Origin of the sequence: Bacillus sp. SIMBA_074 (genome assembly GCF_046534555.1) — a bacterium.
In the GTDB taxonomy this organism is placed as follows: Bacteria; Bacillota; Bacilli; order Bacillales; family Bacillaceae_G; genus Bacillus_A; species Bacillus_A mycoides.
Genome location: NZ_JAWRYM010000019.1, coordinates 70819 through 95258 on the forward strand (window position 1 = coordinate 70819; position 24440 = coordinate 95258).

Here is a 24440-nt window from a genome sequence, read left to right on the forward strand (position 1 = left end):
GTTTTTTAAATTAAGGATATCGATAAATTAAGATTTATTTACTTAACATTATACTTATTTTCGGACCGAGGCATCTAATCGGTGAGTATATACAAACCAAGTAATGCTTGCTGTTAATAATGTTGACGAAATTAAAGCTGTAAGAACACTATATGTTTGCCAAATAAGTATCGTTGACCAATCGAAGGCAAAAAACATTATACACTGGGCAATCGTAGCGATTAGGAAAATAATTGTTACGATTGTTCTCTTTTTTGTCATTGGCTGCTGCTCATTCGTTTTCCTTTTTCTTAATCCTAAGAAAAATAACAGAACGGCTAATAGGCAAAGAATAATTGTGGTAGACGACAAAATGATGTCCAAAAGCTGTGTGCCACTTATCTCATATGACTGAGTTAGATTGCCGTTTAATATATTTTTAACTTGTAGTACCAGGTTTATATTGGTATTTGCGCCGTTGCTCAGTAAGCAGATGGCTGTTCTTTCATTTGGCAGTATGGCTACTTTGGTACTAAAATTTGGATTACCCCCAGTGTGTTCTATAAACGTTTGTTCGGCGTTTACCGACCAACCTGCCGCATAATACATATCATTGACAGCCGAAACAGACATATCACCTCTATGTGATTTTTCGATGGCCCTGTGAAATATTTCGGGTATGTCCTGCACGATACCCATCTGTATGCCCATCCAACGCGCCATATCTTTTGTATTAGAAATGATATAGCCGGCAGGTTTATTCCCAGCATAATCCGGAGCGTTAAATGGAGTTGTTATAAAAAAGGAAGAACGGTAGCCCTGTGCTAACTGTCCAGTGGCTTGAGCATCTTCTTTATAAACATACGTCTGGTGAAGACCTAAGGGTAGAAATACCTGTTCCTTCATAAAGTCTTCATAGCTTTGTCGTGATACAATCTCAATAACCAAACCCAATACGTCATAATTAACGGTTCCATAGTTATATTGTTCACCGGGAGAGAACGCCAATTCTGCATCTACCAGCGTTTCCACAGTCTTTTGCAACATATCAGGCGTATTACCTTGTGGAATATTTTGAAGATGTCTAATATTTGTTAGGCCGCTGGTATGGTGAAGAAAGTTATTTAGTGTAAGGTTTTGCATATCAACAGGTTTACCTTGATACTTTAACGTAAACCAAGGTAAATATTTTTGGATAGGGTCAGTCATTGATAGCAGCCCTTGCTCTTCCAATAGCAAAATCCCCATACCAGTAAAAGCTTTACTCACCGAGGCCAACTCATAGAGTGTATTTTCACTTGCAGACAGGCCCTTTTCAAGATCTGCATACCCAGAAGAAAAGTAGAACACTTCACCATCAGCAAGTATTGAGATTGACATTCCAGGCACACCTGACGTACGACAGGCATCATCTAGCAATGCTTGTATTGCCACAGATTTCGAATCTGACAACGCATAACTTTGTGTTGCGAATCCTGAGAATAATATAAATATCGTTAATACAAAAACAATAGTCTTTTTCATACACTCTCCTTTTTGAAGAATTATAAGGGTATAAATAACTTATTTTTATAACTATAAACTAGATTCTAATTTATCTTTCTATTTATCTATATAATATCAAATAATTGTGAAGAGTTACACTTAAACTAACGGGGGCGTTAGTTCAATAAGAAGTAAACAATTTTATTATTTATTTTTTAAGTATTACATAAGCAGATGGATATAATTTGAAACAACTTTAAAGAGCCTTGCTGCATATAGGATGTAGTAAGGCTCTTATCTTTTTTAATCAAAATTCAATAACTTTATTATCACTATACACTTATACAAAATATTAGTAATCCGTTTTAACAATAAATATACTATATCATTTTACAAATTGTTCCTCCATTTATATTATACACCAACAAAAAAGCTAACATTATTTTTAAATGTTAGCTCAATAAATAAGTAATTTACTCTCTCAAAAAACATTTTCAATTTATATAAAATTCGAGAGAATATTGTAATATTAGTCATCCTCTGAATGAATCTTGATTTGCTGCATCTTTCCATTTTCAAACCACAGCATATAATATTCATTATATCTTCCATTCACATTTCGGTATTTTTCTCTAGCCTTAGGTGTTGCCTCTCTCATAACTCTTACAATCCATACTATAGATTTTTGTTCACTTTCTAAATTCTTTAATAACCTCTCTTTATTAACACATAAGTACGATTGTTCATCAAACCATGGTTCCCCTGCTATTCTATAAAAACCAACTTCTTCTAAATTTTCGTTATAGAATTCATATCCATCTCCACCAGTAATATTTAAGAGGTTTCGTATATATTTAGATGGCATAATATAATATACATCACCAAATTCAAGAAAATGAGAAACACACTCCGTTGCTGTATAATTGAAACAATACTCTTTAAAACTCTTATCTCTAAAAGTGATTACTTTTTTAATAGCATCAGTCTCTTCAATTCCATCTAAAAGCAAAACCTCTTTTGGAGTTATATAACAAGAGTTATCTATTGTAGCATGGGCATCAGAAGTATTATTAAACACACTCCATAAATATGGTTTTTTGTTTAAAAAATCATATTTAAAAATCGAAAGATTCTCCTTATCAATTATTACTGAAGTAATCCACATATTTGTTTCTCCACCAGTTTGATTTGACAAGGAGTGATACCCAAATAATGATAACACTTTATCTGATTCTTTCTCATTTTTTTCACCTTTTAAACAAATCCACTTTTCCAGTGTAGGCCCTGGCGTATCTTTCATCCATAAATTAATTGCTTCTTCACTAACTACTCCCTCTATCTCTGGTGAAAGATTCTCTGGTAAGTAAAGCTCTGTATGTTTTCTTTTCTCTTTTGGATCAATCTGAGAGATTTCTTGTAATGGACTAGGAAAATCTGAAAGAAGAGTATAATTTTCTATAATAAAAGGTGGTTTATCATAATCTCTAAATAATAAATTATCAGCTAAATATCCTAAAATTTCATTTTTTGCAGTCCAAATGTATTTTTCACAAAAACTCATTACTCCACTTTTTGCACCATGTGTAGCTGCATGGAATTTCCCAAGAATGGCCGAGTCGATACCTATAATACGTTCTTCACCATCTGAAGAAATATATGTTGAAAATATATCTTTCGTCCAGCCTTGCTTCATTAGATAATTATAAGCAGCACAAAGTATAAATTGGTCAGAAGTAAGGTTTTGAACATCATACTTCTCCATATATCGATTCAATAACTTGTCAGCTTTAATATTATATATCAAATTAAGAGTTTCTTTGCTTTCAACTATTCCCACATCATTTTTCTCTTCGATGTTGGTACTACTATCCGAATCAGTATAGTCTGCTAAAGAACTAATTCTCACCCAAAAATTTTGTTGATCCTCATAATAATCAACAAGTTTATTCAATTTAATTTTGATTTCTTCTTCCAAATCCTCTACTTTTAATAGTAATTTAACTTCATCCAATTCGAAATATTCCGCCAATCCATCCATTTCATCCTTTTCACTCTCAGAATATACTTTTTCTGGATAAAAGAAGTTCGAATTAATTGGATCAATTAGTACATACCTTGATAAATCATAATCAATAGGTCCATATCCTCCCATTCTTGATCCGGTTCTTGCAGTAATATCTATTGGCATATCCATATTATTAAAGTAAGGTGGACGACATCTTTCAATAGTTTCCTCATTAATATATCCTTTTCTATATCCACTTTCCAATATAGAACGAGTATAGTACCTAATCGCAATATTGTTTGTGAGGCATGTATTAGCATCAGGGTAAACAAATTGTATTATCCAATCACAAAATAATTTAACAAGTTCTTCATTCGTTTGATTTGCAAGAACACTTCCAGCTGCAATTGAATAAATATCTTCTTTCATTTGCATATCATTAGTTTCGATTACTAATTGAAACAGCTTAAAGAATTCTAACGGCTGACTAACCGCCCATTCTCCTAACGTTGCTCTATAGCTTACTCTTTCTGAATTATTTACAGTTGTTAATAACCATGCATAAATTAATGGTAAACCATCGAACGAATCATCGGCTTTTAATTTGAAAGTTTCATGGTCTAACTGAATAGAACTACTAGAAACCCACTTTTCATTAATACCATACACTATGTTACTTGGGACGGACCAAATTATATCTCTTTCAGCAGGTAGGCTGAACTCCATCATATAATCATGTAACATCTTACTACCAAGTGGATGCCCTTTAACCCGAGATACTACTTTAATTAAAGAATCAACAATTTCCTTTAAATGTTCAGCATCTATTCGCATTAATTTAGCGATATATTCTTTATATTTTTCAGCTGCAGTAATAGAAACATTAGCTAAAGTAAAACATGTTAAAGACAATCTTTTCGAATCTAAAAAAGCTTGTTTTATACAGGTATTTTTTGATAGAAGATATGAATGTTCTTCCATTAACAAAATTGCAAGCATCATTATTACACCGTTTTGTTTCAGGAATTGCTCAGGTATTTTCATGTCATCATAATTATGTCCACTTTCATATAATCTAAGTGCAAAAATATAATCAAATATGGGTTGCATACCAATCGAAACTATCCTTTTTGAATCACTGAAGAAGGATTCTGAATATTCCTCAAAACTTTGAAGTAATCCATAGTTCTCTAAGTACTGTATCAATGAACTTACTATTTCCTGACTATTAATCACAGGGATTGAATCGATCAATACTTTTTCGATTTCAGTAAGAGGTATTCGCTCCTTTTCAATAAATAAACTTGAGATCGCTATTAGACTGCTTTTAATTATATGACTATTCCTTCCAACTTTTAAATCGTGAGTTTTAATAAATTCTTCTTCAAGTATTTTTATTTTTTCTTTTAACAGGTTTGTTATAGTCATAGCTGTACTATCTATATTGCTCACATTTTGATTCTTATAATTCTCACAAAACAGTCTTAAACTTAATGGTGACTTTAAGCTCCATTTAATCCAATTTGAACTACCTATCTCTACATCAAAGTGATTAATATAAATTAAGAAAAGTTGATTTACCGGCACATCTCCGGTTGATTGAAGCCTAAAAATATTTTTCAGCAGATTATCTGTATATGATATAGATTCAAAAACATATGGTCTACTTGTAACACAAAACTTTATTCTTGAATACACTTCTGTTATACTGCTAGCTTCACGAAGTTTTTCTATCCATTTATCATATGGCCTAGACTCATCTAAACCTTCTATAAAAATAATCACTTTAGGTACTAATTTAAATTCATTACAAATATTTTTATATAATTCTATTGTTTCATTTCTATAAGATAAAGATTCAAGCCCTCTCCAAATCTCCACTTCTCCCCAGTTACTAGAGAGACCTAAGACATTTGTCATAATATCTTTCCAACTACTAGAGGAATTTATATCCTTAGCTCTAATTAAAATAGGTATATGAAAGTTTCCCCCAAAGATATCCTCAATGGCACCTGCAATACCGTGAGTTTTACCCACTCCAGGATTACCAACAATTACAAAAAGATTTTGATTTAGGGTGAATTCCATTTCAGATAAAATCGAATAAAAATCATGTAATTCGAATTCAGTTATATATTTTTTTATTTCTCTAATATGAAAATAACGCTTATCATTAGAAATATTTCTTTCATCTAATATCGAGTAAATAGAATCTATATCAATTAAAAAATCATGATAACTAAGTAATGTTTGATTTAGTTTTTCTTCCACTAGAATTTCAATTAATTGTGCAACCTTAACTTCTATGTCTTCAAACTTATTTTTTATTTGAGCTAGATTATCAAGATCTGACCTATCTATTTGCCTAAATTCAATAAATTCTACATAATCGTCTATCGAACGTTTAATACAATTACATAATTCTTTTATGTTTTTTAATTGGACAAATATATTTTTTCTAGTTTCTGAGGTACCTAAGTATTGTACTACCTGATTGTTAATAGCCCCCTCTTGATGAAGGTTAGGTATATACTTTTGAGAAAGCCATCCACTTTTCTGGCGGTTATAAGAATATTTCAGATTCTCATAACTTATTTCAGATTTCTCAAACCAATATCTGTATATACCACTAGCTTCATATTGTTGAAGTTGAGATAATATCTTTGTTTCATCCCACAATATTATTTCTAACGATGGATATTCTTTTTGAATTACTTTTTTCAATGCATCCCATCTAGTCGATTCGGTATTAGTAACAACCTTGCCTTCTCTTCCTTTTTTTATTGAGTTTAAATCTCTAGGGACACATACAATATATCGGATTAAATTCGGTCGAACTTCAATTGCAGTTTTAATAGATTTTTTTATTTGAGTCATTTGACCATCCATTATACTAGAACGAAACCATTTAGCTTGTACACCAATTATTGAATTATCCTTTAAAGTAGCGAACGCTTCCACTCCACCGTCACCGCCGCTCCCGTTAACCACAGTAACCGAATCTAAAGAATCTTTATATTCTCTCTTACACCAAAGTTCGAATAATTGATTACACATAGTTTCAAAAGCTTGTGTCGGGGCATCATTATAAGTTTGAAAATGTTCCCAATTCAATTCCCTCACCACTTTCATATGTTTCATTTTATATAGGATTCCCATGAACTTATTTAATAAAATCCTACTCAATATTTAATATTTTTATGTATTGATAAAATAATTTTGTTATCAATCATTTTACTTCAATAAAATCCCCACATTTTATTGTATATGAACTGGTAAATAAAAGCATCTTATAATTCCATATAATTAACAGTTCTAATTATCCTTAATTTTAAAACTTTTTTATGAACTGTATTTTTAAAGACCTTAGAAAGGAATATACCTAGATATACAAACTGATACCAATCGTACTTCCGATCCGTGTACATTCAGATTTAAAGAGCCTTGCTACGATATAAATGTAGCAAGGCTTTTAGTTGTTTAATTTACAGTAAAGTCTTTTAAAACATAATAAAGTTGTTGTAAAAATGCCGGTCATGTTATTCAGCAATGGGACCAGATTGCAGAGTGATTTTATTAATTGTTAATATTGTGAAGAAGTGTATTTAAGTCAACGTAGCAGTTTAGTTTAATGGAAAATGTTATAATGTTAATAAAATTCTAGAAATGTAGGGAGAAAAATGAAGAATATTAAAAGATTGATTCAAGTCATCTTAGTAAGTACATCATTCCTAATTCTTAGTGGATGCTATTTCCCTAAAGATCAACTGAATCAACCAATACAAGAATATTTAAAAATAAACTATGGAATACAAGATGAGTTTTCTGTTATTCGGACAGATAATAATTGGCTTAATGGGATTGACCATCAAACTTATATAGAAATTAAAAAGCCATATCGTGCTTATCCGTTCCTAATGATTGAAAGAGATACTTTGAAAATTTTAGAAGATGATAGTGATGATATCTATCTCGAACAATTCACAGGTGCATATATTGAGCAACATCCAGAAGTAGTTCAAGTAATGAAACAGATCATAAAAAAATATGGGTTAGTAAAATATCCTAATGAAGCTGTCCCAGAAAAAAATGGACCTATTCGTATATTCCCTTACGACAACATCGAGTTAAATATAAGTAATTCTCAAGAACTACTTGATGATTTTAAAAAGACCCAAAAGATTGATACTACTGGACTTTTACCTATACTAATACCAAGTGACCCCCGACGTGAAAATTATAATAGCAGGTATGTAGGTGTGGTGAATTTTCTATTTGAATTTGACATGAATAAAAATAAACATCCTATTCCAAAGGCCAAAGATTTAATTGAGGATTTCCAAAAAAGTAGGGTATTAACAAAAGGGATATACAACATAGATATGTTAGTAGATGATTCAAATCCAGATCATTTTGTAGGATGGGAATATAATAATGTAGCTTTGTTTGAAGTTGATGAAAATGGTAAATACACCATAATTGCTAATCCTAAATATGATGATTTAGATAGAACTTACTATTTTGGTGATTACGCAGCTAAAAAATAAAATAAAACTTTAGGTTAAATTATTTAATTGGAATTGACTAAAAACACACGTGGTTCTACCCCTATTAAACAACTTTATTATTATATTTTTGAGTACAGTTAAGTAACTTATATCGAAAATTAAGCAACTATATTTTAATCCCGCTCTAAATTTAGAACTGGGTTATGCTTGTTTTAGGTTTTAAACTTTAATAGCTTTATTATCTTTTTACAGTTGAAGCTCTTTGGAGAAATGTCTTTTAATATGAATTTATCAATTTTTCCTATACCAATTGTTTTAGCTAAAACAATATCTGTATCCAGATTACGTTTCTAAATAAAATTAAAATTTCCGAATAAATTGCGCATCAGAAGTCTACTAGTACACTATTAATAACCATTCCTTTTAGCCATAAATAAACAAAAAAAGCAAACCAGTTTCTTTGGTTTACTTTTGCATAATAGAACATTTAAAAAGTCGATTCTCCTACAACGGTACTTATTATTTAAAACTTGAAATGTTATAGCTATATGATGGCTACAACTCTTTAAATATGAAACGAAACTTAAATATACCAATAAAAATTCATAACTATCACAAAAAAATTTGTTTTACAGCGAATGAAAACGAAATCATACTAAAAAATTGAACACCCTATATGATTATTCTTAAAACTCGAAACAATATAGCTATATGATGGTCACAGCTTTTAAAATTTGAAGCAAATTCTAATCAAAAATATTAATTGAACATATATTTTACAATTTGTTCACGCATAATAAAGTTATAACGATAATCCCTATTTTCAAATAAGAAAGTGGGGATTATTGAAATTTTAATAGACTTAGGGAATTCAATAAAATTTATTGTTAATTTAGAGAAACTTCAGGCTTGGTTTCAATAGAAATAACTCTTATTCAATATTATTTTTCAATTTAGCTAATTCGAATAGAATAGCAATACGAAAATCAAATACAGGATATAACTTTCGCTTTGTGTGTACATTATACCAATACGCTCCATCAGAAAATAAATGTGGAAAAGCTTCACTTATGTCAACCTTTTTAGAAGTTATTCTCCCTTTTGCATACCCTATTCCAGCTGCTATAGAGTGGTTTCCACATTCAATGTGACAAACATTTATTGGTGTATAATATGTAGATTCATGGTTATATGGATCAAAAACAAAATCCCTTATATATATTTCTTTTACTGCTTTTTTCATACGCTTTCGGTTCCATGGTATTGCTATAACACATTCATCTTTAAGATTGATGTTTATAGATTCTTTATTTGATATCCCATAAATTTTTAACTCCTCACCATTCTCATTATAATACGACATTGGAAAAAACATTCGGCGATCATAGTCCTTAAAGTGTTCTTCTCTATAAAAAATAGTAGTCATTACACTCGTTTTAAGATCTTCTCGAATTACATCCATCATGTAGTCTAATATTATATTTTTTTGTAATGATTCGCTTTCTTCTTCTAACCAAGTATGAATAATTTCCATAGTGTACAAGAACCTTTGCTCTGGAGATGGTTCAAATTTGGAACCATCTCTGTTTTTACATAGAATATTTTTAAACATACTCTCCTCTCCTTTCAACACATTAGAAAAGGTCAGAACCTTTGTTTTTACAATAAAAAGGCTTTTAAATAAGTTTTAATCAACCTTTAAAACTGCTTCTTCGTTTAAAGAAATTTGAATATCCCCTCACTAACCGTTTGTATATAGAGTAATGAATCCATTTAAATTAAAATCTATTCAAAATAACTTCTATTAACTTGTTATAAAATACATATCTATAAGATATGTTTATCAAATTATACCTACAAATACTATTAAATCGATTTAATCATCCAACCGGATTTCATTCCATTGTATACTTCATTAGTGCAATCATCTTTATGCATGGCAAATACAAATAAATGTGTAACTCTACTCATAGCTACATATAATAAATTATTATTTGTATATAAATAATTACCTTCTTCATATACCCCATATTTATGTAATAAAATCTTAGTTAAAGGTTTATCATCAAAATCCACAACTAAAGCCGAACGCAGTGTTTCACCTTTTACTGAGTGAATAGTAAAAATATCATCCTCATCTACTTTACTACTAACTTCACCAACTGAAGGTGACAAAACTGCTTCTATTTTCTCGAATAATTGGTTACGTGTATTTATATTCCCCACACTTTTTTCACTTAATAAATTATTTATAAAATCTTTTAACTTTACTTTTTCTTCACTAATCATCCCATTCCTTAAAATTCCTATTAATATAGAATTTAATGTTATGATTTTTTTGTGATTATTAATCCACTCTTTTACTTCAGAAAGTTTGTCCTTATTTGTAACTACCTTTTCAACAATAAAATCAATTATTAAACGTTTTAACATATAATTTTCCGATTCTATTTTAGTTGATTTCTTCTTTCTATATATGGCCCCACTTTTTAAAATAGGAGCCCAACTCTTAGAGAAAACAAGTACCTTATCTCCCTTGATACTTTTCTTGAAAATAGGACTTTGCAACTCATATTCTTCTATTACTCCTTTTCTAGTCACATTTTTATAATGGATATTCCTCCCTTTTAAATATCGAAGATATCGTAATAAAGTATAAGCATACCTTTCTCCTGTTAGATAACTATTTATTGAAACAAAATCAAGCCATAAACATACTTCTGGTACAGGAATACCATCCTCCACAATTAAATACCTTAAAACTTCTCCATTACTAGCTTTTTTTACTTTTAATCCATACGTATTTTCATGTTTCACCCTGCAATTCTCACCTCATTTACTGAATTTAATTAATAGTGTACCAGAATTCTTCTAGTACACTATTAAAATACATTCCTTGTAAGCTATAAACAAAAAAAGTAAACCATTTTATTTGGTTTACTTTAGCATAACAGAACGTCGATACTATATTGATGAAAATCTTCCGGTGCAACATACTGTAAAGCTAAACCTGTTATATAAGTTGAACATTTCATATACGTATGCATAATTGGATTCACAATAATAATATCTGGTCGCTTCGGTATTTCGTACAAACGAGCCATCTTCTTTATTCCTAACGCTTTTAATGGTGGTGTTGCTGCTAATACGATCGATCCGCTTCGATTCACATCTCCGACGACAGCCAATTTTGTATATCGCGGATCAAGCCTTTTTTAATACATGATACGCTCGCATAAAAGCTACGAAGATCTACACAAAGAATAATACGATTTGGTAAAAGAGAATAATCATACAAGGTTATCACCCCCAACAAAAGAACATTCGTTCCTATTATATACGAACTTATGTTTTTTAAAAAGTTATTTTCATGAAAATTTTGGTTAAAATAACCGTACTTTACAAATCTATTTACGAAAAACTTAAGGAATTCCCCTCTATATTCATAAGAAGTTTTTTCTATACTGAAAATGTAAATACATAAAAGGAGAAACAATTATGAAGAAATTTGTACTTTGCATAATAGGAATAAGCCTCCCTATATACTTACTACCTTTCATATTACGTGGGGATTTGGACAGATTTAATCCGATTGCTGAAGAAAAAAATGTATACGCCATTGCGAAGGGATATGCCGTTCCAGATTATCATCATAAAGGCAGAGCTATGTACTCCCTAAAAGGTGTTGATGAATCAAGAAATGAGAAAGAATATACAGTAGGAGCTAGCACCCCTAATGATTTTATAAGAAAAACTTACTTGAAAATTCATGTGAAAGGAAAGTATGTCTATTCTTACGACGTTATTTCTGAAAAGGATATTCCGGAGAAAATAAGAGGACAATTGTAATGCAGCGTATAAATGAAAGAGCCTACTCGTATGAGTTGGCTCTTTATTCCCTCTCTCTCATCTATCGCCCTTCACACACTTGAGGAAAGAAAATTCTTTCGATAAATTTATTAAATTAATTATCATTGTTTTAATAACCATTGTTCAATTACTTTCACTGTTTCATCTCGTTGTGCTTTTGACGTAATTAAGCTCGCATTATCACCTTTTTGCTCACCATACATGCCAAAATGAGCATGGTTTCCGCCTTTTATCATGTGCATAGTTGTATTTTTTGACATTAACTTTTTATTGTTCTCTATTTTTTCTACAGTTGCTAAAGCATCTACTTCCCCATAAATTGGTAACATCGGAATTGATTTGGTAGAAAAATCATCTGCAGGATACGAACCTAAGAAAATGATCCCGTCTACCTTGTCTTCATGTTGAAAAGCATACTTAGAAATCATAGCTCCCCCCATTGAATGCCCCGCAACATACCATTTCTGAACTTCAGGATACTTTTCCATTACACTGTCTACCGCATTGATTCCAAGTATCGCTAAGTTTAATGGTAACTTAGGCATCACTACAAAATGCCCATCTTTTGCAAGAGCTTCCCCTAAGTAACTATAAGCCTCAGCTTCTACTTTAGCTCCTTGATAAAAAATAATCCCTATTTTAGCATCTTTCTCTCCAAATACTATATTATCTTCCTCTTTTTTATCATCTACTAACGACAAAGCCTCTTTCGTTGGTTTATAAGTAAACTGAGACCAAACAAAAAAAGTAATACTTCCCATAAGTAAAATACCTAATAAAGAGTACAGAACAATTTTCATCCACTTCTTCACATATATGCCCTCCCTAAGATGTGTATATCCTATACTTTAATTATTATTAATATGATTGTCGAATAATCTTAACTAATAAGTTTAGAAAAAATAATACGAGCCCTGAAATGCCGTTTTAACATAAATTCAATATATTATTTTAAAACGCAAGCTTCATAAGCTAAATAAAATTTTATAAAGAAAAAGCCGATTTCCTTATCGTATAGGAAATCGGCTTTTGGCTTAGTTATTGATTTAGTAATAAAAATGCACGATATGAAAATATTTTTATTTAATCCCTTGTTTTTCAAATCTATATTACTTGAAAATTTCATCGAACGTTTTTTCAATTTTATCAGCATCCTTTGATATTGCTAAAAGGATATAATTATCTTTTGTTTTTAAGACACGTTTTTCTATTAAAAAATATTCTTCTGGAAGATAGTCTTTAAAACTTTTTGATTTTTTTTCAATCCTATTTGAAATTTTCTCTTTAATGCTTTCTACATTTTTCATATCTTTTACTTTCATTACAGCAATTTCATCAGCTTTAATATTTGTAGGAGCGGTATATAGCACAAAACTTTCGACTTCATCAGCATTTATGTTATATAGCTTTTGAAGTTTTTTACTATCTCCTTCTTTCATTTCTTCTAGGTTAGTGACATGTTTAATTTTCTCCCCTATTTCTGTAGCTGAAAGGCTATTGACACTTTCTTTTTTTCCAAAACAACCACTTAAAGCTCCTAAGGTAATCGTACAAACAATAATAGTAATAATGAATTTTATATTAAAAGGTTTCAACAAATTTATCTCCTTTTCATTTAGTTGCTTCAAATATTTAATTTGAATCAGTATTGTAACGATTTATATTTAATGAATACGGCCATTGACATAAATAAATTAAAGACGAGGATAATGATCTTTATAGCTAGGACATATATTAAGTACAACTAATTCTCTTATTCAGATAAATCATTTATAGATGCATCTTCAAAGAAGGTATTTCCATTATAAAGCACTAACATATCATTGATTTTATTTTTCTGTACCAACATATTTAGACTATCTGTATAGTATCTAAGGTCGACTATATGAATTTCACTAAAATGTGGTAGTAAAAAAGGCAGTAAAGAATTTGCATAAGAATCTTTGACAACTAATAATTTTTTCCCATTCGTATTATCAGTTTTTATTTTTATTAAGGGATGATTCCCATTGAAAAATACAGTATATTTATCTTTTTTCTTAATGTTCTCCATTTCATAAAGAGAAGTTGACGTTTTGCTTTCATCTATATACTCTACTTTATATTGGGTAGCTTTCTTTTGTTCATATAATTCAATACTATCAGGATCTATATTTTTAAAGCCTGCTTTTGAATATAGGGATCCATAAAAGCTATTTGTAATTTGTTTAATGTTGAATGAACTATCTTTATTAGGAGTAAAATTCATATTTTCACCTAGCCCTTGATAGGCATAATATGCACCTTTAGTAGTCCAATGATGATCGGTTTTATAATATATATATTCATCCTTTTTAGAACTCAATACAGGATATACATCAATAAAGTTTATATCCTTATCTAAAGATTTTTTCACTTTATTAATATACGTAAGCTCATCACTATGAGAAACATAGTTTGGGAGGTTATTTTCTAAAATACTAATTGCTGTAGGTACTAACATGACTTGCATTTTCACATTAGGATTTGCAAGATGAAAATCATTTATTGCTTCTATTTTGCTATTTACATCTTGTTCTTCAGGCTTACTAAACTTTTGAAGTAAAAAGCCATCTTTACCGATATACACACCATTATTCTCTTTCTTTCCTAGTCTGTAGTCCATATCAGATTTCACGTTTATCCAAAAGTCCCTGAATGCAAACTGATCAGAAATATATTTTTCGTAGCTAGAAGTGAACTTTTTTTCTATAAGATTTTGGAAAGAGAACGCCGGAAACTGTTCTAGCTTTCTATTCTCTTCATCTGAAAATGTTTTATTGGGAGTTAGTAAATTTACACTGAACATTCCCCCTATAAAGAGTGTCAATAACCCTGCCAATGTGTGTTTGTATATTTTTTCATACTGATTCAAGTAACTCACCCCTTTCAAACAAATACGATATCATTAAAACCTAAAGTATAAGAATGGATTATATGTGTCATTCACTAAATACGCCGTTGAAAGAACTGCTAGTATGACATACAAAACTGGAATGCCAATAGCACCTAGTAACTTCAGCTTTTCTCTAACATATACAATTGCCCTTTTTGGGAATGGTGTTGAACAACATGCAAGGACAATAAATAGTATAAAATTAGTTGTTAGATAATATAGAGTTTTATTATCCAAGAAAACGGATTGATTAAAGCCAAACATTGTTCCTATGAAATTCATTGCTACTGATAAGTTTTCAAATTCAAAAAATATCCATCCAATTAAAACAATGATAAGTGTATACACATGTCCGATAAAGCTCATTCTATTTTTAAGCCATTTTAAAAGAAATAGCTTTTCTAGTGTTACAAATAATCCAAAATACAATCCCCAAACAATAAAATTCCAGTTTGCTCCATGCCACAATCCTGTTAAGAACCAAACTATAAGTAAATTTCTAAGTTGCTTGATTAATCCAGTCCGATTTCCGCCGAGAGGAATATATACATACTCTCTAAACCATGAGCCTAACGATATGTGCCATCTACGCCAAAACTCAGTTACACTTTTTGATATATAGGGATAATTAAAGTTTTCTGGAAAATCAAACCCAAACATTTTGCCTAACCCTTGAGCCATAGCTGAATATCCTCTAAAGTCAAAATATATTTGGAAAGCAAAAGCAATAATCCCAATCCATGCTGTAAGGATCGCAAGTTCTGATATAGAAGTTGTTTTTACACTTGTCCAAAGAAGTCCTATATTATTAGCTAAAAGTACTTTTAACGCAAGGCCTCTAATAAACAATTCCATTCCTTCACCAAAACGATCAAATGTTACTTTTCTTTCTTGTAATTGTTTGTCAATATCACTGTATTTTACAATAGGTCCTGCAACAAGTTGAGGAAACATCGTAACATAAGTACCAAAAGAAATAATATTTTTTTGCGCTTGTACTTTCCCTAAATAAACATCAATCACATAAGACATCGTTTGGAAAGTATAGAATGAGATTCCCACCGGAAGAGGAAGCGTTTCGACCTGAATATTTAAATTGAAAAGAGTATTGATATTCTCTATTACGAAACCATAATATTTGAAGAATCCCAGTATTCCTAAATTTATTATTATGGAATTAATAAATATCGCTTTTGTAATCCCCTTTCTATCTCTATATTTATCTATAAGCACGCCATTAACATAGTCAAATATAGTAGAGAATATCATAATAACTATATAAACAGGCTCACCCCATGCATAAAAAATGAGACTGACGATAAATAATATAAAATTTCGAAGAACTTTAGGTGATACGTAATAAATAATAAGAGCTAATGGTAAGAACATGAAAAGAAAAGTTAAACTACTGAACACCATTGTTCTTTCACCTCCTACAATTATTTTTTCTTAAAAATTTACAGTCCTTACATAAGAACTGTAAATTTCAAATATAGATACTACTTAACAGAACCTTTCAATTGTTCAAGTAGCATCTTGTAATAATCAGCTTTAAAATGCACACCATCTTGATCATGTAAATCTTTGTTTTTTTCAAAGATTGGAGATAAATCGATGTACTCTGCTTTCTCAGCTTTTGCTAATTCTTTAAGTTTCACGTTATATTCATCAATATGTTTATATTGTGGGTGTTCTTGTAATACCTTATCTGCAACTGGTGTAACAGATAAAAGGTGTATGCTTACATTTGGAAGTTTTTCTTTTATTTTTTGTATTAATTTGGAATAATTATCTATTGAAAACTTAACTGGATTTTCGATAGGTTTCCCCTCCAGATCCATAGGCATCAGTAAATCATTCGTTCCAAAACTCATAAAAATATGTTCAGGTTTTGTTTCTATTACTTTGTTAACATCTTCCTCTATAGCGATTACTGTAACTTTCCCCTTGTCAGCAATAATGTTTTTATCTTCGGTTAATTCTTGATCAATCATTCCTTCAGTAATGGAATCTCCAAAGAATAAACTATTTTTAAAAATAGGTTTATACGCACTATCTTTCGATGTTTTTTCATGCGTAGCATTTTGAGTAACCTTATTTGATGGTTTTTCAGTCCCGTTATTTACACAGGCTGCGGAGGTCAATGCAACGGCCCCCGTAAGTAGACAAACACATACTTTCTTTAACATTTCTATCTTCCTCTCAAGTCATTATTTCGTAAGCGATGGTGTATATAGCAATGTTATTTTTGTTTTCAATGCGAACCTTTCGTTTACAAAATATAGATTAATCGTTACGGGTAAAGATGAGATGCAGATTATATAGATATAATTTAAAGAATCAACAGTTTGAAAATTAATTATTAAATAACTTAACAGAAGAATAATTTGATGCTTATATTTCTGAGATTGAATATGAATTTTGATTGAAGAAAATGTGTTTAATAACCCATGAAATGGTTTGTTAACGGTCGATTTCAAGATAGGGAATATGTGTTGGTTTAAACAAAAAAGGAAGCGAATTATTGTAGCTAGCAATAGTTCACTTCCTTTTTATATTAGCTTTAAACATTAAACACATTAAAAGTAATAACTTAATAATAAAAACACTTTTTTGTTTATTTTAATTGATTTTTTAAATAGTCTAACCAAATCGGGTAAAATTCAGATTTAAAATGGATGCCATCCTTAACATAGAGGTCTGGATTATCTTTAAATATCGGGGACAAGTCGATAAAATTCACTTGTTCCTTCTTTGCTAACACTTTAAATCCTTCGTTAAAATCATTAATGTTTTTATAACGCTCTTCTTTTTGTGTACGTTCTGGTGTAACTGGTGTAATTGATAGGATATTTATTTTTGTATCAGGTAATTTTTCTTTTATTTTTTGAATCAGTTGAGAATATTGGGTTATTACAGATTCTTTTGCTTCACTAAGATTACATAACCCAAGTAAAATAAATATATTTTTCGGTTTTTGATTAACTACTTGCTCTATATTTTTTTGAGCATCTCCAATTGATTTCCCTATACCACTTACAATGTTTTCTTCGTCTAATATATCAATATCATGAAGTCCATCTGTAATGGAATCCCCTAAAAATACACTTGATTTAAAAATAGATTTAAATGTCGAAGTATCTATATTAGACGAAGAGATGTGTTCTTTTTCAAAAGTGGTAGAAGAAGAGTCTATTTTAGAGACTGGACTAGTAATATCTCTCTGACTATCTGGATCTCCGCAAGCTGATAAAGCGATGATACCTATCAATGGGATTGTAATTATTTTTTTAATCATATACAATTTCCTTCCTTACAGTGCTTTTATTAGTAAAATTAGATAACATTTTTACTGATAAAAACCAATTTTTAAAGACAACCATGTTTATACTATAAACGTTGATCTTTCTGGAAGTTTAGACGAAAATGATCTTCATCATTATATACCCCAAATTCATACCCTTGCTCTTTATAAAATTTAATAATTTCAGGAAGAGCTTGTAATGTTTGCGCCTTTTCATGCATTAAAACAACTTCTACTTCTTCTGTTGTTTGTTTCTTTACATTTTCGATAATCTGAGTTGGATTATCTTTTAATTTCCAATCATTTGAGTCTATTGTCCAATCCCAAACTTTTATTGCTGCTTCTACAATTTGATTCCGAATTTCCTCTCCCTTTAATCCTGGTGCAGATCCATATGGCGGACGGACCAGTTTAGGATTTGTACCCGTAATATTATGAATAAGATCTAACGTTTCTTTCATCTCTGGTACAAATTGTCCTTTTTTGTATAGCTTCTCACTATTATGTGTCATACTATGAGCACCAATATAATGTCCTTCTTTTACCGCTCGTTTTACGTTTTCCTGAAAACCTGTATTTTGTAAATTGCTACCTTGCATAAAAAATGTAGAGGCAACATTTTGCTCTTTGAGTACATCTAAAATTTTCCCAGTTAATTCGCTAGGACCGTCATCAAATGTTAAATACACAACTTTTCCTACCGGTTTTCCATCAGGTCTTTTCTGTTTTGTCGGTGGTGTTTCCTTTTTCTTTTCTTGTTGTTGCGTATTAACTTGTTTACTATTTTCATTAGCTACTCCCTTTGCTGGGATAGAGTTCCATTCCCCTATTAAAAAGAATGTGAAAAAGGTCGTTGCTAAAACAACTCCTAGAGATATTATTACCTTAGTTAATCGACTTGTTTTTTTCTTATTTTGTGATTCTTTCATTATTTTTCGATCCTTTCTCTATTAATTTTCATATTCGTTATTTATAAGGCTGAGCCTTTACTCGACTGAATCATTCGTTTCAACCGGTGTTTACAATAAATAGATTAATAGAGATGGATAAAGATAAAATGCAGATAATGTCGAAATCAGTTAAAGAATAAAGTTAAGTTAATTCTTAAATTTGAAAACTGGATATACACCAAAAATAAAAAATACTACTCTTCCTAATTAAGATTTAGAAAGAATAGTATTTTTCTATTTTCCTATTTTATTACATCGTAAAATAATTAATAATGCCATCCACAATTCCTTTTTGCGATTTTGCTTGGAATTCTTCTGAATTCATTCTTTTTTCATCACTCGCATTAGATGTAAACCCTAATTCTATTAGGATAGCCGGAGAAGGATTTTCTCGTAAGACAAGAAAATCACTGCCATGAACGCCTCTATCTCGGCTGTCTATATTTTGATCAAAAATAGCTTCTTGTACGATCTTAGCTAATTTTTTATCTTTCCTTTTATTAGATCCATAATGAGTTGTTATTCCTTTTACTTTTATATCCTCAAAAGCATCATGATGAATGCTAATATAAAGATCTGCCGAATGATCTTTAGCTACTTTGACACGTGCTTGTAATTCTTCCTTTTGCTTTGTTTCTGGAAGTAAGCTCGTATCTTTTTCACGTGTCAATATAACTTTCGCATCCGTTCTTTCTTCTAATTCTTTCTTTATATTTTGTGCTACTTTTAAATTAAGCTCTTTTTCAATCGTTCCAAATTTCTTTCCTTTCGTCCCTCTATCTCCTCCACCATGCCCTGGATCAATTACAATTGTTTTTCCTCTTAATCGTAAATCCTCTTGTGATATATTTTTATGCCCCTTAGCATGTATGAAACTAACTCCTGTGCCCATTATTAATATTATAAATAAAAGCAATGTCGCTCTTTTTTTCATTTTAACAATCTCCTTATCAGCTTTTCATTCAGTTTCTAATGAAAATAGTAATGAATGCTGATAAAGATAAGATGCAGATAATGTCGATTTTGTTTAAAAATGATAAAAACGTGTAGAACGACAATTCTACACGTTTTTATTTAAATAGAAGAAAAATAATACTCCATCTTCTGTATTCGAAACACCATATTCCGCGCCATGCAGCTCTAATATATTTTTTGAAATAGCAAGGCCCAATCCTGTTCCGCCTTTGGAACGTTGACGAGACGTATCTCCTCGATAAAAACGATCCCATATTTTCTCTAAATGTTCTGGCGCGATATGAGCCCCTTTATTTTCTACACATACTTTTATACGTTCATTTTCTTCTAATGTAGAAATAATAATATTCTCATGTTCTGGTGTGTAACGAATCGCATTCGTAATAAAGTTAGTAACCACCTGTTCTATTCGATGTGGATTTGCAACTACCTCAATTTTAGAAAGTTGTTTATGGACATGTAATTGCTTAGCTGTTATATCCGAGGTTAATTGCTCACATATATAATCAATCATCTCATCAATATAGAAAACATCCATTTCCATTTTATACGTACCAGACTCGAATTTTGCTAACTCCAGCATATCAATAATGAGCATATCCATTTTATCTACTTCTTTTGACATTGCTTTAAAGTAATACTCCTTTTTATTACTAGCAACACCATCCTCCAAAATTGAAATACAGCTCTTCATAATACTTAAAGGTGTTTTTAACTCATGTGAAACACCAGCGATAAATTCTTTACGTGTATTTTCTAATTGCTTTTCTTTCTCTATATCTTGCTGCAATTGATTAATATACGAATGCAAAGCCTTAGAAAGTGTATTAATATTTTGTGATAAAGCACCTATTTCATCCTTTGTAGTAATAGGTATTGTCTCTGAGAAATCTAAACCAGCGATTTTTTTTGTAGTATCATTTATTTGTAATAGTGGTTTGGCAATTTTATTTGAATAATAGAACGATATCAAAACGATTAAAATCAAAACAAATATAATTAAATATACATAATAATCCTTTATCATTTGCACAGCTTCATCAACTGGCTGTAATGATGTCATAGCAAATATATAATTTACCTTACCATCTGCATCTTTTGTTGGTTTGATTAATAGTTTATATTTAATATCATTTTCTTCATAATCCACTATTTCTGTAGAAGTAATATTATTTGGTTTTTGATTTAATATTAAATCAACCTGAAATTGTTTTATTCTATCTATTAACACACGATTTCCATAAATAGAGTTAGTTCCTACAGTACCCTCCGGTAACTGCACGTTCTTAATACTTCCTGCTAAATATAACTGTGAATTTCCTTTTGAAGATGCGACTTTTGGGCCATATAACTTCTCTGACAACTGCTTGTTCTCCAAACCAACATTCTTCTCTTTTATTGTTAACATCGCAGGGACTACTGCATCACCTTCCTGCACTCCATCGATAATAATATGATTCCCCTGTTCTAAACTATCTTTTATCCTTTGTATATCTTCTAAATTAACAAAACTATACAACGGTATCTGAATTAAACGTTCAGAAAAGGTCTTATTTTGGTTAGGATCTAACTGAATTTCTAAAGAAAAATCACTTGCATATTTTATATTCCCTACACTATCTAACGTTGTAATCCATGTCGCATTATCTTGGTAGAAATTTTGTTCCAATTCTTGAATCCTTTTCGCGTCATCTCCAGCTTTTATATATGCCTTTTCAAAGGATTGAATATTCGTTTTAATATCATTAACTTTTCGATTCGAATAATATTGCTTAAAAAATATGGTTTGTCCAATAAAAATAGTCACTAAAATAAGTGTGCATAATGCCGTAGTTAATATAAATAACTTTAATACAATTCCTTTTTTCATACCTGTCCCTCAAATTTATAACCAGCTCGCACAACAGTTACAATACAAGTCGCTTTTTGTCCTAATTTATGACGCAAATTACGGATATGACTATTAACAGTACGATCATCCCCAGCGAATTCATAACCCCAAATTTTAGTGATTAGTTGTTCTCTCGAAATTACAATCCCTTGATTTTGCATGAAATACGTTAATATTTCAAATTCTGTATGTGTCATACTTATGTCTTCCCCATCTACAGTTACTGTACGAGAAGGGAAATGTACATGGATACCACTACTAGTTAATGTGTCTGCAGTAGATACATTAACAGTGGAAGAATATCGGCTTTCAATTAATCGTTTTGCTCTTGCCAATAAAATAGGAGGACTATATGGTTTTGTAACATAATCATCTGCTCCCAGTTCAAATCCCAGTAAAGTATCATCCTCATCCACCCGAGCCGTTAGCATAATAATAGGTACATTAGATTTCTTACGAATTCGCCGGCAAACCGCCCAACCATCTAATTCTGGTAACATAATGTCTAAAATTATTAAATGCACCTCATGTTCTTCAAATATAGATAATGCTTCTTTCCCATCAATCGCCTCTAAGACGTTATATCCTTCGTTTAGTAGGTAATCCTTCATTATTTCACGTAAAATATCTTCATCTTCTACAATTAAAATTGTTCTTTGCATATTTCATCTTCCCCACGATTAATTTTATTTTTATGAAGAAATAGTTCATTTTATATTTTAACCAATTAGAAATCTTTCACTATTTCTGTCACTACTAAATGCAACATAGTTATATCAAGATAATAGCATGCTGATATAAAGATAAAATGCAGAGATAACTGTAATTCTTCAGCAAATAATGAAACTCATCTTGAATCGAAAGATCCATACAAAAACGCCATCCTTTCTGTATATTTCTACAAACAGGATAGCGTTTTTTCATATTAAAGGTAGAATTATAAGGTAATATCAATTATACGTAACAATTGATATTTAATTGATATTAGAACTTATTACTTTATATTTATCTTCTTTTGCAACATCTATAATTGCATCAATTTTTTGTTGTTCATTATTCAGCTCATGTCCTTCGATCCAAACTTTATATCCTATTTCTCCCACTACTCCAACTTTAGTTATAACAACATCTAACTGTTTTTCTTTTTGAAAATATTCAATAGCAGTTGCCTTTGCTTTTTCTTGAGTTTTTGGAAATTCTTTGTCACTTAATGGATCTTTCGTTGTTAATGTAATGTAAGAGACAAAACCAATAATAATCAAAGTTATGGTAGAAAGTCCAACTAAAAATATTTTTTTCATTCTTCTTCATCCTTGTCTATCTTTTTTTAAAGATTAACATAACATTTATCGTTTTTCAATAAATAAATATTGTATTTTACTATTTATTTATTGAAAACCTCTATAACTTAGACAAATATAAAAATCATTCCTCTAACTATCCTGATCTTTATCTCAATTAATCTATTACATAATGTAGAGTTATAAAAGAGTTTGATCATTATTAAAGAAATACAAAAATAAAAACCCCAATCTCTCTATATTAAAATTGAGAAATTGGGGTTAAGTTACTTAACAATATTTTTTATTTAAAACCAGTAACTGATTAATAATCCTGCTGATAATAAGAAGCCAAAAATCGTATTTGTCATCGCTGTTGATTTCATTGCGATGCGCATATACCCGGGATCCTTTGCTCCTTTTTTGAAGCTTTGAATAGCAGAGATTGGCTTTTTCAAACCTAGGAACATAACTAATGCCCAAGGGCTTATATAACCCATCAATACAATCACAGCGATCCATAAATAAGCAATGAAAAAGGCTACAGCTAATGTTACTACTGCTTTTTCTCTCCCAAGTAGGATTACTAATGTCTTTCTTCCACCTTTAATATCTTCTTCGATATCTCGGATGTTATTCGACATGTTGATTGCACCGACTAAAATTCCAATTGGAATGGAAATCAATACACTTTCAATCGTTATCGTATTCGTTTGAATAAAGAAAGCAATAAGTACAAAACATGTCCCCATTAACAATCCAGAAACTAATTCTCCAAATGGAGTGTACGCAATTGGTAATGGACCACCTGTATATAAGTAGCCAACCGCCATCCCAATTAAACCAATGACGACTAACCACCAGCTGCTATTCATACAAATATAAATTCCAATAAATGCTGCTACCACATACAATAAAAGCGCAACTGTTAATACATTTTTTGGTTTCAATCCATGACGGACAATTCCACCACCGATGCCAACAGAATCAGCGGTATCTAATCCACGTTTGAAATCATAATACTCGTTAAATAAATTCGTTGCTATTTGCAATGCTAAACATGCAACCATCATCGCAATAAATAAAAGCCAATGAATTTCGGCAACATAAAGTGATGCCACTGTCCCTAAAATTACAGGAGAAAACGTCGCCGTTAATGTATGTGGGCGCGTCATCTTCCATATTAATTTAGCGGAACTAATTTCTTTTTCATTCCCCATAACTCTGTTCAATCTCCCTACATTTTAAGTATAAAATCACTAGAAGTATCTTTCTTTCT

18 protein-coding genes and 1 pseudogene are annotated in these 24440 nt (G+C 30.6%); 2 read left to right on the forward strand and 17 right to left on the reverse strand.

The genetic code is table 11. The annotated features are described in order from the left end of the window. Nucleotides 1-54: 54 nt before the first annotated feature. Entirely contained in the window at nt 55-1503 is a 1449-nt protein-coding gene (locus tag SB773_RS19530) for a serine hydrolase domain-containing protein (RefSeq protein ID WP_410591538.1), read from the reverse strand. 490 nt (nt 1504-1993) lie between these two features. After that, nucleotides 1994-6610 (reverse strand): P-loop domain-containing protein, encoded by a 4617-nt coding sequence (locus SB773_RS19535; protein WP_410591540.1) that lies wholly within the window; start codon nt 6608-6610, stop codon nt 1994-1996. A gap of 539 nt (nt 6611-7149) precedes the next feature. Between SB773_RS19535 and SB773_RS19540 the strand changes: the two genes are divergently transcribed. Continuing rightward, entirely contained in the window at nt 7150-8016 is an 867-nt protein-coding gene (locus tag SB773_RS19540) for a hypothetical protein (RefSeq protein ID WP_097960011.1), read from the forward strand. An 892-nt stretch (nt 8017-8908) separates the two neighbouring features. Here the strand turns inward: SB773_RS19540 and SB773_RS19545 are convergent. The 3 genes and pseudogenes from SB773_RS19545 to SB773_RS19555 form a co-directional block, all read right to left on the reverse strand. Continuing rightward, nucleotides 8909-9589, reverse strand: coding sequence for a DUF6710 family protein (locus tag SB773_RS19545; RefSeq protein ID WP_097960010.1), 681 nt, complete (start codon nt 9587-9589; stop codon nt 8909-8911). A gap of 254 nt (nt 9590-9843) precedes the next feature. Continuing rightward, nucleotides 9844-10794 carry a hypothetical protein gene (locus SB773_RS19550; protein ID WP_410591543.1) on the reverse strand — a complete coding sequence of 317 codons (951 nt, stop codon included), beginning with the start codon at nt 10792-10794 and terminating at the stop codon, nt 9844-9846. Nucleotides 10795-10934: 140 nt separating this feature from the next. After that, nucleotides 10935-11275, reverse strand: a pseudogene (locus SB773_RS19555) (Y-family DNA polymerase); the annotation flags it as partial. A gap of 200 nt (nt 11276-11475) precedes the next feature. On the opposite strand from SB773_RS19555, the gene SB773_RS19560 reads away from it, so the two are divergent. Continuing rightward, complete coding sequence (locus SB773_RS19560) at nt 11476-11826, forward strand: YxeA family protein (RefSeq protein ID WP_215576442.1); 351 nt, start codon at nt 11476-11478, stop codon at nt 11824-11826. A gap of 122 nt (nt 11827-11948) precedes the next feature. Here the strand turns inward: SB773_RS19560 and SB773_RS19565 are convergent, their stop codons facing one another. From SB773_RS19565 to menA, 12 genes are all read right to left on the reverse strand, one after another. Beyond that, nucleotides 11949-12659, reverse strand: coding sequence for an alpha/beta hydrolase (locus SB773_RS19565; protein WP_410591545.1), 711 nt, complete (start codon nt 12657-12659; stop codon nt 11949-11951). Nucleotides 12660-12956: 297 nt separating this feature from the next. Further along, nucleotides 12957-13451, reverse strand: coding sequence for a DUF4358 domain-containing protein (locus SB773_RS19570; RefSeq protein WP_215577150.1), 495 nt, complete (start codon nt 13449-13451; stop codon nt 12957-12959). 149 nt (nt 13452-13600) lie between these two features. Continuing rightward, the gene (locus tag SB773_RS19575; RefSeq protein WP_410591547.1) at nt 13601-14740 is read right to left on the reverse strand and encodes a DHHW family protein; all 1140 of its coding nucleotides are present in this window, start codon (nt 14738-14740) and stop codon (nt 13601-13603) included. A gap of 33 nt (nt 14741-14773) precedes the next feature. Beyond that, complete coding sequence (locus SB773_RS19580) at nt 14774-16180, reverse strand: MBOAT family O-acyltransferase (RefSeq protein ID WP_410591549.1); 1407 nt, start codon at nt 16178-16180, stop codon at nt 14774-14776. Nucleotides 16181-16260: 80 nt separating this feature from the next. After that, a complete protein-coding gene (locus tag SB773_RS19585) occupies nt 16261-16950 on the reverse strand; it encodes a GDSL-type esterase/lipase family protein (RefSeq protein ID WP_410591551.1) in 690 nt (229 codons plus the stop codon). Between the two features lie 428 nt (nt 16951-17378). Continuing rightward, nucleotides 17379-18059, reverse strand: a complete 681-nt coding sequence (locus tag SB773_RS19590; protein ID WP_410591553.1) for a GDSL-type esterase/lipase family protein — start codon at nt 18057-18059, stop codon at nt 17379-17381. Between the two features lie 92 nt (nt 18060-18151). Next, nucleotides 18152-18994: a polysaccharide deacetylase family protein gene (locus SB773_RS19595; RefSeq protein ID WP_131245549.1), complete on the reverse strand. Its 843-nt coding sequence runs from the start codon at nt 18992-18994 to the stop codon at nt 18152-18154. A gap of 271 nt (nt 18995-19265) precedes the next feature. Beyond that, nucleotides 19266-19949, reverse strand: a complete 684-nt coding sequence (locus SB773_RS19600) for an N-acetylmuramoyl-L-alanine amidase family protein (RefSeq protein WP_410591555.1) — start codon at nt 19947-19949, stop codon at nt 19266-19268. A gap of 126 nt (nt 19950-20075) precedes the next feature. Beyond that, nucleotides 20076-21860 carry a sensor histidine kinase gene (locus tag SB773_RS19605; protein ID WP_044441748.1) on the reverse strand — a complete coding sequence of 595 codons (1785 nt, stop codon included), beginning with the start codon at nt 21858-21860 and terminating at the stop codon, nt 20076-20078. Beyond that, nucleotides 21857-22543: a response regulator transcription factor gene (locus tag SB773_RS19610; protein ID WP_088031549.1), complete on the reverse strand. Its 687-nt coding sequence runs from the start codon at nt 22541-22543 to the stop codon at nt 21857-21859. Before SB773_RS19610 ends, SB773_RS19605 begins: the two co-directional genes overlap by 4 nt. A gap of 312 nt (nt 22544-22855) precedes the next feature. Next, nucleotides 22856-23182 carry a hypothetical protein gene (locus tag SB773_RS19615; protein ID WP_002013624.1) on the reverse strand — a complete coding sequence of 109 codons (327 nt, stop codon included), beginning with the start codon at nt 23180-23182 and terminating at the stop codon, nt 22856-22858. 287 nt (nt 23183-23469) lie between these two features. Beyond that, nucleotides 23470-24381 carry a 1,4-dihydroxy-2-naphthoate polyprenyltransferase gene (gene menA, locus SB773_RS19620; protein ID WP_044438462.1) on the reverse strand — a complete coding sequence of 304 codons (912 nt, stop codon included), beginning with the start codon at nt 24379-24381 and terminating at the stop codon, nt 23470-23472. Nucleotides 24382-24440 lie beyond the last annotated feature (59 nt).

What these genes read in the sequence shown, in the direction of transcription:
- SB773_RS19530 (WP_410591538.1), bottom strand. Translation starts at nt 1,503, where the DNA reads ATGAAAAAGACTATTGTTTTTGTATTAACGATATTTATATTATTCTCA.
- SB773_RS19535 (WP_410591540.1), bottom strand. Translation starts at nt 6,610, where the DNA reads ATGAAACATATGAAAGTGGTGAGGGAATTGAATTGGGAACATTTTCAA.
- SB773_RS19540 (WP_097960011.1), top strand. Translation starts at nt 7,150, where the DNA reads ATGAAGAATATTAAAAGATTGATTCAAGTCATCTTAGTAAGTACATCA.
- SB773_RS19545 (WP_097960010.1), bottom strand. Translation starts at nt 9,589, where the DNA reads ATGTTTAAAAATATTCTATGTAAAAACAGAGATGGTTCCAAATTTGAA.
- SB773_RS19560 (WP_215576442.1), top strand. Translation starts at nt 11,476, where the DNA reads ATGAAGAAATTTGTACTTTGCATAATAGGAATAAGCCTCCCTATATAC.
- SB773_RS19580 (WP_410591549.1), bottom strand. Translation starts at nt 16,180, where the DNA reads ATGGTGTTCAGTAGTTTAACTTTTCTTTTCATGTTCTTACCATTAGCT.
- SB773_RS19585 (WP_410591551.1), bottom strand. Translation starts at nt 16,950, where the DNA reads ATGTTAAAGAAAGTATGTGTTTGTCTACTTACGGGGGCCGTTGCATTG.
- SB773_RS19590 (WP_410591553.1), bottom strand. Translation starts at nt 18,059, where the DNA reads ATGATTAAAAAAATAATTACAATCCCATTGATAGGTATCATCGCTTTA.
- SB773_RS19595 (WP_131245549.1), bottom strand. Translation starts at nt 18,994, where the DNA reads ATGAAAGAATCACAAAATAAGAAAAAAACAAGTCGATTAACTAAGGTA.
- SB773_RS19600 (WP_410591555.1), bottom strand. Translation starts at nt 19,949, where the DNA reads ATGAAAAAAAGAGCGACATTGCTTTTATTTATAATATTAATAATGGGC.
- SB773_RS19605 (WP_044441748.1), bottom strand. Translation starts at nt 21,860, where the DNA reads ATGAAAAAAGGAATTGTATTAAAGTTATTTATATTAACTACGGCATTA.
- SB773_RS19610 (WP_088031549.1), bottom strand. Translation starts at nt 22,543, where the DNA reads ATGCAAAGAACAATTTTAATTGTAGAAGATGAAGATATTTTACGTGAA.
- SB773_RS19615 (WP_002013624.1), bottom strand. Translation starts at nt 23,182, where the DNA reads ATGAAAAAAATATTTTTAGTTGGACTTTCTACCATAACTTTGATTATT.
- menA (WP_044438462.1), bottom strand. Translation starts at nt 24,381, where the DNA reads ATGGGGAATGAAAAAGAAATTAGTTCCGCTAAATTAATATGGAAGATG.